The following is a 9,814-nucleotide window of genomic DNA, read 5'->3' as shown; positions in this document are numbered from 1 at the left end:
CTCAAGGCTGGAGGGGCGTACGTACCGATAGACCCCGGGTACCCGCAAGAGCGAATCGATTTTATCCTGGAGGATACAGGTGCGTTATTGGTATTGACCCAGGAAGCTGTTGCGGAAGACCAATTATCCCATCTGCCCAAAAAACGACTTCTTTCAATCGATCTGGAACGGTCCTTTTACAATGACAATGAGGTAGATGGTTTAACTGTTCCCATATCCCCAACGGACCTATGCTATGTGATCTACACCTCGGGTACTACTGGGAAACCCAAAGGGGTTATGATCGAGCATAGAAACCTAAATCATATAATACATATACAAAGTTCCTCTTTATCCATCTCTGCTGGTCAAAGAGTATTACAATATGCCTCTTTAGTTTTTGATGCCTCGGTATGGGAGATTTTTAGAGCTTTAAGTGTTGGAGCCGAACTTCATATCATTAATGATTCTGCGCGTCAGGACGGGGACGAATTCTTTTTTTATATAAAGGACTTCAATATACAACTAGCTATTTTACCTCCAGCGTTTTTAAAATCTCTTTCAGCAGAGCGCTTTGATTTATTATTACCTACATTGTGTATTGCGGGAGACTCTTGTTCATTAGGTGTTATGGAGCGTTGGAGTCGCAATAGGAAGTTTATCAATGCTTATGGTCCTACCGAAGGTACTGTTTGTAGTACGATGCATGATTTCCAGAAAGGAGATATAGCAACTAACGTAGGCGGACCTAATTCCAATACCCAGGTCTACGTACTAGATAATTTAGGAAACCCAGTTCCAGTAGGAGTCGTAGGCGAGTTGTATGTAGGAGGGGCTGGCATTGCGAGAGGTTATCTGAATAGTAAAGAATTAACGGCAGAGCGTTTTGTCACTAATCCCTTTGCTACAAAAGAAGATAAGGAGAAGGGGTATACCCGTCTATACAGGACGGGCGATCTGGTACGTTGGTCATCGGATGGGAATCTGGAGTATATCGGTAGGAACGACGATCAGGTAAAGATGCGTGGGTATCGTATCGAACTGTCGGAAATCGAAGCCGTATTATCGAATATCGAAGGCATCGCTCGATCCTGTGTACTTGTAAAAGAACGCAGTACCGATAACGGAACAAGCAAATATTTGGTGGGGTATTATGTGGCCACGGGAGCGAATAAAGAAATCTCCTCGGAGGGGTTGATCGAGGCCTTATCCAGACAACTTCCCGATTATATGGTTCCGACTGCTTTTATAAGTATGGAGGAATTCCCGATGACCACTAACGGCAAGCTGGACAAACACGCCCTGCCCGATCCAGCGTTTAGTGCATCGGAGAATTATGTAGCCCCGGAAACGGAACTGGAGACGGCACTCTGTGGTATATGGGCCTCTGTATTAGGTCTAGAACAGGTAGGGACCACGGATCATTTCTTTCGGATAGGGGGGGATTCTATCCTAAGTATCCAGGTATCGGGGCGTATCCGTGACCTGGGCTATTCCTGTCAGGTAAAGGATCTTTTTAACTACCCTACTATTGGTAGGTTATCCATTCATTTAGAAACAGCGACTTCCCTTATTGCCATAGAACGGGAAGAAGGTGTCCTGACAGGTTCCTTTTCCTATCTGCCGATCCAACAATGGTTCTTTGATCAAATCGATCAGGGTGTTCTTAAAGAGCCCTCCCATTGGAACCAGAGTTTTATGATCCGTGTACCCGCTTTGGACAAGCGGCAACTGCTAACTGCATTGACCGCCTTGGTGGAACATCACGATATGTTCCGCGTCGTTTTTGAGAACGGTGTGCAACGCTATCGATCGGAAGTCGTTTTGGGTGCGCTAAAAGAATTGGATGTTCAAGAGTATGATGAAGCCGGGCTATCGGAAGTACTGACCGATTGGCAGGCAGGTTTCTCCATGACCGAAGGGCCTTTGTTCCAGTTCGGCTACCTATACGGTTATGAAGACGGTAGTGCCCGCGTGTATATGGCCCTGCACCATTTGATCGTCGATGCGGTGAGCTGGCGTATTCTAACAAAAGATCTGGAGCGCTTGTACAGCGGAGGCGTATTGCCCCCCAAAGGGAGCAGCTACCGTCAATGGGTGTCCAAGATCAATGGATATAGCGGTTTGTATCCCAAAGAGGCCAATTATTGGGAATCTCAGGTATCGGACCTGCCCAACTATGATGGTTTACGGGTATCAAAAGAAAAAACGAAGACCCTGAAACTGACCAAGGCCCAGACCGTTTCGCTGTTACAAGATGCGCCCAAGGCATACCATACGGGGATAAACGATCTTTTGTTGACCGCCCTGGGTACTGCCCTGTCAAAGTTGACCGATAGCGATGTTGCGGGCCTAACGCTGGAAGGCCATGGTCGGGAGCTCTTATTCGATGATATTGATCATAGTAATACTCTGGGTTGGTATACCAGTATGTTCCCTGTCCGCTTGTTCTTGAGTGGTGATTTATCTCAAGATATCCGTTCGGTCAAGGAAGAATTACGAAAGATTCCCAACAACGGGATGGGTTTTGGTAGTTTCGCTGTGTCGGACACAACCGACTATGGTTTTTCGGACCTGCCCAATGTCAGCTTCAATTATCTGGGGCAGTTCGATGGTGACGGATCCGTTACGGATTGGCAACTGGTCGCGGAATCCAGTGGAGCGTCCGTGTCATCAAAGAATATTAATCATAACATTATCAACATCAATGGGGGTGTTCTTGAGGGGCGATTACAATTTTCCGTAGACACATATCTAAGTCTTAAGGATACGAAAGCTTTGGCAGCTGTTTTCAAGGATACCCTTATCTCAATTATATCACATTGTCAGGAACGTTTATCAAATATTGGAAGTTGGTATACGCCGAGTGATTTTTCTTATGCCGCTATCGGTATGCCCTTGCTCGATCGTTTACAAAGGGATGCTTTGGCAAAGGATAATGGTATAGCTGCTATCTACCCGGTAAATAGTTTACAGCAAGGTTTTATATACCATACTATTGAGCAGCCGGAGGACGATGCGTATCGTTTACAATTATCGTTGGATTATGATACTAATCTTAATATAAGCAATTACTTAAAAGCATGGGAGTATTGTATCGCGAAGTATCCTATCTTACGAACAGCCTTTAATTGGGAAGAAGAGTTGATACAGATCATTTATACCAAAGGGGTACTCTCCCACACCTATCACGATCTTTCAGATTTAGCTTCCCAGGATGCTATAGACAATCGCATTGCCTCGATACAGGAAGCGGACCGTAAAGTAGGCTATGATATGATGGGGCCGACCTTGCTCAGGCTGCACATCATCAAGCAAAGGGAAGATAAATACACGATTCTAAAGAGTGAGCACCACAGTATTTCCGATGGGTGGAGTACACCTATTGTCATAGGTCAGGTGCATGAATATTATGAACGGCTGGTTCAAGGAGGTTCTATCGAAGTAGAAGAGGATACCGTCTATGGGCAGGTACAGGAGTATATCCAAGAGCATCGATCATCGGTAGCCTTGTATTGGAAAGAGGCGCTGTCTTCGCTGGATTCCTTGATGGACATCGATCCCTTATTGGACAGGCCATTGGACTTTGGTACCTACAGGGAGATAGTTTCTCCAAAAGAGAACAGTTTAGAGATTACCTCAGAACGTTATACTGCTATAAAGGCAACGTTACAAAAGGAGGGGCTACCCCTTAACATATTGGTACAGTTTTTATGGCATAAGTTATTATCCGTTTATGGAGGTAGTCCCCGGACCATTGTAGGGACTAATGTTTCGGGAAGGAACCTTCCTATCCGTGGCATAGAAGAGAGTGTGGGGCTATATATCAACACCCTGCCCTTGATCATTGATTGGGAGAAGGACCGAAGTGTCCTGGAACAATTGCACCATATCCAGGACCGTTTAAGATCATTAAATGAGAATAGTATAGTGAATCTTTCCAGTTTACACCTGGAGGGGCAACGTTTGTTTCAGAGCTTATTAGTCTTTCAGAACTATCCTATCTCGGAAGAGGTCAAGAAGGGCAATGGTCTACCGGTAAGTGTACGTGGGTCAGAGGAGAAGATAAATTATCCTTTAAGAATCACAGCCGAAGAGGATGCCAACGGCTTAAGTATTAAGTTAGGCTATGATGAGTATTATCTCTCAGAACAAAAGGCCGCATTGCATATGGAGGCCATGTCCTCTTTATTGGACCAGCTTTTGGAAGATATCGACAGGCCCCAATCCGGGTTGCGAATAGTATCAGCTGAAGATTACCGTACGATGGTCCATGACTGGAACGCCACCGATGTGGAGTATCCCGAGGAAGAAACAATCGTTTCTTTATTTGAATCTCAGGTAGCAAAGGTTCCCAATCAGGTGGCGGTAGTTTTTGAAGGAGAAGAATTAACGTATCAAGATTTAAATGAGCGAGCTAATCGATTAGCGCATCATTTACGGGATGCTTATTCTTTAGAATCCGACGATTTGGTTGGTATTATGTTGGACCGTTCTTTATGGAGTATCATTTCTATGTTAGGTATTTTAAAGGCAGGAGGCGCTTATGTCGCTATAAATCCAGAATATCCAAAAGACAGAAAATCTTTTATTATCCATGATACGGATTTAAAAATATTGATTATCGAATCCCAAAGCTTGTTCGATATTATGGATTATGATGTTTCTATTTTCTCGATAGATATTGAGTTTGACGAATTGCCAAAAGATGAAGTGTATACAAACAATCCTAGTTTTTCCATATCTCCAAAAGACTTATGTTATGTCATCTACACATCAGGGACTACCGGCAGACCTAAAGGGGTAATGATTGAGCACAGAAATCTAAATCATTTAATACACGTACAAAGTTCTTATTTATTCATTGTTACAGGTCAGAGAGTTTTACAATATGCTTCTTTGGTTTTTGACGCTTCTGTATGGGAGATTTTTAGCACTTTATGTGTTGGAGCAGAACTTCATATTATCAATACTGTAACACGTCAAGATAGAAAACTATTACCGGAGTACATAAAAGACTTTGCTATTGATCTGGTTATTTTGCCTCCAGTAATACTGGAAACGCTTTCAGTAGCGGATATGGAAGGGGCACTTCCGACATTAGTTATTGGGGGAGACTCTTGTGCATTAGATGTTATGGAAGGTTGGAGCCTGAATAGGAGGTTTATTAATGCCTATGGCCCTACCGAAGGAACCATTTGTACAACCATGCATAATTTCTACAAAGGAGATATTGCAAACACTATAGGAAATTCTTTACCCCATTTAAGAGCTTATGTTTTAGATAGTTTTCAAAAGCCAGTTCCTATAGGCGTTATTGGCGAATTGTATATAGGTGGCGCAGGTGTTGCCAGGGGTTATCTGAACCGAAAGGAACTCACACAAGAGCGTTTTGTTGAAAACCCTTTTGCTACGGAAGTAGATAAGGTAAAGGGGTATATTCGTATGTATAGAACAGGCGATCTGGTACGCTATCTATCCAATGGCAATCTGGAGTATATGGGAAGAAATGATGATCAGGTGAAGATCCGTGGCCATCGTATCGAGCTAGGTGAGATCGAAACTGTTGTATCAGGAATTGAAGGCATTGCTCAATCCTGTGTCCTGGCCAAAGAGCGCAGTACCGATAGCGGGACAAACAAATATTTGGTGGGCTACTATGTAGTATCAGATCCTGATACTACTATCTCTTCAGAAGATTTGATCGAAGCCCTATCCGAGCAACTTCCTGATTATATGGTTCCAAGTGCCTTTGTAAATATGGAAGCTTTTCCGACGACCTTTAATGGTAAATTAGACAAACGCGCCTTACCCAATCCAGAGTTTAGCGTTGCAGAAAACTATATTGCTCCGGAAACGAAACTAGAGAAGGCACTTTGTGCTATCTGGGAATCTGTACTTAGTCTGGAGCAAGTAGGGGTCACCGATCATTTCTTTAGGATAGGAGGTAATTCTATTTTGGCGATGCAATTAGCACATCAAATGAATCAAGCTTTTGATAAAGATATAAAAGTGCAGATAATCTTTCAATATTCAACTATTAGAGAAATAGTTGAATTATTAGAAAAAGGAAATCAAATACAAATATCTTCAGGTCTTGTAAAAATAAGTTCAAACAGGAGTACGACTACCAAGAAAAAAATATTCTGTGCTCCTGGAGCCGGAGGTAATATTGTGTCTTTTTACGAACTGGGGCGTTTACTAGAAGAAAGCCATATCGTTTATGGTTTTCAGGCATATGGTTTAGATGCTAACTCTAAGGTACTAGAAACTATTCCATTGATTGCTTCTCAGAATATTTTAGATATGCAGGCAGAGGATCCCACCGGGCCCTATCATTTAGCGGGATACTCATTCGGAACACGTGTTGTATATGAAATGGCGATACAATTGCAAGAAAGAGGTTTTGAGGTTGCCTCTCTTTATATTTTTGATGGCATACCTTTCGATGCACCAGATGAAATACTAGAAGAAAATAAGATATCTTTTACAGAGCACTTATTAGAAATTATAGATCTAATATTTCAATATAGTGGGAAAAGTAATACTTCTACTTTAACATTCGAACACCTGAAAGATTTATCAGAGTCACAACAGTTGAGACATGCCTATGAAATATTTTTAGAACGTGATATGGCCTTTATGAGTGAATCTGACTTTCAACGATTCGTATCTGTTCATATACATCAAACCAATCTACCTAATTATTATACTCCGAATTATCAAGATGTGCTAGACTGTGCTATTCATTTATTTAGTATTAAGGATCCAGATAACGAGATGGATGTTCCGGAGGATTACGGTTGGCAATCGGTGTGTAATAAGGAGGTTATTATTCATCCTGCAGGAGGTATACATATGACTATGCTAGATCAACCTCATGTGACGGATATAGCTGAACTTATAGTAAAACATAGTGATACTGAGTTGTCGGTGAGCTTACCGTAAAGAATTAGCAATTGTACTGGGTATCAGATGTGAAATAGGCATGTAATATGGAGTATAGCACGTGCGCATACTTTAAAAATAAGTTGAAAATGAAAAAGAATATAGTGGAAAAAAGGTATGAAATAGAATGGCCAGGATGGTCTTTAAAAGATAATAGATATGGTAAAGACTTTGACGCTGAAGCTAGAATTAGAATGATAGAAACGGGACGAAAATTACTTCCTTATATGCTAGACTATATTGATAATTTAGACAAAAATTACTTGGAAATAGGGCCATTTTTCACTCCTTTATTATTTTCCGAAGAATTGACCTGTTTATTGCCGAAAGACAAATGTATAAGTTTTATAGATAATGATAAGGATGTAGTTAAATGGTTAAAAGAAAGATTTGATTGTAATGTTTTAAATCTTGATATGAATGTAAGAACATTCCCAAATGAGTTGAAACAAAAAAACATAGATCAATTTGGAGTTTTTGAGCACTTTTATGATGTGATAACAATTTCCCAAATATTGAACTATATTGATTATAAATTGTTGCTGAAAAATATGCATCCGTTCCTAAATGAGGGAGGACATATTTTTATAAACAATGTAGTAGACTATGGTATTCCGACACTATTTTCAGGAAAAAGACCTAAATCTAATCAAGAAATAATAGGAACGGCAGTTTCTATGGGATATAAAGTAGCACTAAAAGAGGAAATCCCAAAAATTTTCGATGAAGAGCAATACCAACGATTAATTCTTATTCTAACAAAATAAGGGAAGTTGAAAATAAGGGTTTTTATTATCCGCGGGTCTGTAAATTAAATTCTGTCCGTTGTTTCAATTACTTTGGAGGAATTCTCAGTCCTCTAATATCCGACAGCAAGGTTTTCCTGAACAGTTTGGGACTTTCCCTTCTTACAATGTTGACATGAAGACTTCCCTACTGTTCAAAAATTGTTGCTTTAAATCTTCCATAATAACTGTGATATTGAAATTAGACAAAAAATTAGGCGGGTTTTAAAACCCGCCTAATTTTTTATTTACACAGTTTATTGGATACTACCAGAGAAGTCTACACTTACATATCGTTTACAACTGGCATTATTTCTTTGAGTTTCTCATTTAGTTTTTTTCCTCGTAATTTTCTGCCAATTAGTATTCCATTTTTGTCTATTAGAAAATTGTCAGGTATTGAATGAACCCCATAAATTAAAGCAGCTTCATTTTCTTGTCCTTTTAAATCTGATACGTGTATCCAATCCAAACTGTCTTTTTGGATCGCTTTAAGCCAAGCATCTTTATTTGAATCCAATGAAACCGCTAAAATTTCAAGTCCATTATCTTTATATTTCTTATAAGCCTTCGTGAGATTTGGATTTTCTTGCCTACACGGAAGACACCAAGAAGCCCAAAATTCCAGAAGTATTGTTTTACCTTTTAAGTCAGATAATTTTTTAAGCTTACCATCAGTATTGGCCATTTCAAAATCAGTAAACTGTTCTCCGATTTTTGTATTCTTATTCAGATTAATGAATCTTTTGATCCTTTTACCGTATTCAGAAGTCCTATTTTCTTCGGATAATATATTAAATAGTCTTTCAGTTTTTTCTTTACCCCAATGTTTAGAATAGATAGAAAGTATATCTGAGCTTACTGGACTACTAGTGTAATTCTTAATGAATTCTATTCTTGCATTTTCCGTTTCTTCAAATGTGAACAATGTATCTATCTGTTTAAATAAACCTTGACTTAAATTTTCCGATTCGGAACCTCTAACGAGTGCGTTTCTGAAATCTGTTTTAGTCGCGTCAAAAGTCATTGGTTTATTCTCTAACCATAAACGTCTAACCGTACTATGGGAACGGTAACTTGTACGTAAAACCACTTGGAAGGGTGTTTCGGGTAATTTTGTCTTAAAATAAAAGTGATTATTCTCAACTTTCGTTGAATCTATTATATTCCCAGACAAAGGGTTTTCTAAATAAATGACTGTCCCATCATCAATCACAACCGTTTTACCGCTTAGCGTAAATTCTTTTTCCAAATTTTCATTACAAGAAGTTAGAAATAATGTTATTAGTCCAAAAAATAGCGTTTTCATATGATTGTTACTTATGCTTGTTGCCAACGGAAGTCTGCTCAAAACTACATTTACATATTTTATAATAGACCAATCTTTTCGATTTGGTTTGTATCGAATTTGTGGTTCCTTTCCCAGATTTGGAAAAATTGCCTTTGCATTTACAAGAAGGGTATGACATTCCATTCTAAAGCCTTGGCAATTACAATAGTGTCATTTCTTGGTTTTAGGTGTTTTGGTGCCTGATGCCATGTTGAAAAGCCTTCAGGTAATTGTTGATTTCAATGAGGAGCTGGGCTTTGACATTTGTTTTAATTCACCATTTTAAAAAAGCGCTTTAAGTTAAAGCCACCGTCATAATTGGAAAATAGAATACATTCTACCTCGCCAATAAGATTTTTCTCTGGTACAAAACCCCATACTCTTGAATCGTCAGTACCTTTTCTATTATCCCCCATCATAAAATAATAATTATTTTTGAATGTATAAGTAGAACTCTTTTTAGAATTTATAAGGTAGTCATTATTGAGTTTCTCAATTGTACAATTTTCAGTACTGTTAATGGCTCCCTGATATATTGAGAAATTCTTTGGAGTCAAGTCGATTTGCATTCCTTTTTTTGGCACTATTAAAGGTCCTATATTATCAAACGTCCATTTTGAATCTGGTATTTTTGCAAATACTTTCCTGCTAAAAGTATCAACCTGAATTTTAATAGAATCTATAAACCCAATTTTAACTAGGGCGTGTTAACACTAATTGCATCGAAAATCAGGGCGATATAGATAAAGGCCGTGAACATGACGTCGAGTTT

The 9,814-nt window shown here is 39.4% G+C and carries 4 protein-coding genes; 2 read left to right on the top strand and 2 right to left on the bottom strand.

What is annotated here, in order from left to right:
* Positions 1-6,927, top strand: a 6,927-nt coding sequence (locus ACRD7P_RS20705) for an amino acid adenylation domain-containing protein (RefSeq protein WP_430909703.1), incomplete at its 5' end; no start/stop codon positions are given.
* An 89-nt stretch (positions 6,928-7,016) separates the two neighbouring features.
* Positions 7,017-7,694 carry a hypothetical protein gene (locus tag ACRD7P_RS20700; RefSeq protein ID WP_430909701.1) on the top strand — a complete coding sequence of 226 codons (678 nt, stop codon included), beginning with the start codon at positions 7,017-7,019 and terminating at the stop codon, positions 7,692-7,694.
* A gap of 304 nt (positions 7,695-7,998) precedes the next feature.
* Here the strand turns inward: ACRD7P_RS20700 and ACRD7P_RS20695 are convergent, their stop codons facing one another.
* A complete protein-coding gene (locus tag ACRD7P_RS20695; RefSeq protein WP_430909699.1) occupies positions 7,999-9,021 on the bottom strand; it encodes a redoxin domain-containing protein in 1,023 nt (340 codons plus the stop codon).
* Between the two features lie 290 nt (positions 9,022-9,311).
* Positions 9,312-9,611: a S26 family signal peptidase gene (locus ACRD7P_RS20690; protein ID WP_430909698.1), complete on the bottom strand. Its 300-nt coding sequence runs from the start codon at positions 9,609-9,611 to the stop codon at positions 9,312-9,314.
* Positions 9,612-9,814 lie beyond the last annotated feature (203 nt).

The organism is Maribacter sp. 2-571 (assembly GCF_050589625.1).
In the GTDB taxonomy this organism is placed as follows: Bacteria; Bacteroidota; Bacteroidia; order Flavobacteriales; family Flavobacteriaceae; genus Pelagihabitans.
The sequence above is the reverse complement of the archived record's forward strand: the minus strand, read 5'-3'. Positions and strand labels throughout refer to the sequence as shown.

Coding starts and splice junctions, on each gene's coding strand:
- ACRD7P_RS20700 (WP_430909701.1), top strand. CDS start 7,017: ATGAAAAAGAATATAGTGGAAAAAAGGTATGAAATAGAATGGCCAGGA.
- ACRD7P_RS20695 (WP_430909699.1), bottom strand. CDS start 9,021: ATGAAAACGCTATTTTTTGGACTAATAACATTATTTCTAACTTCTTGT.
- ACRD7P_RS20690 (WP_430909698.1), bottom strand. CDS start 9,611: ATGCAAATCGACTTGACTCCAAAGAATTTCTCAATATATCAGGGAGCC.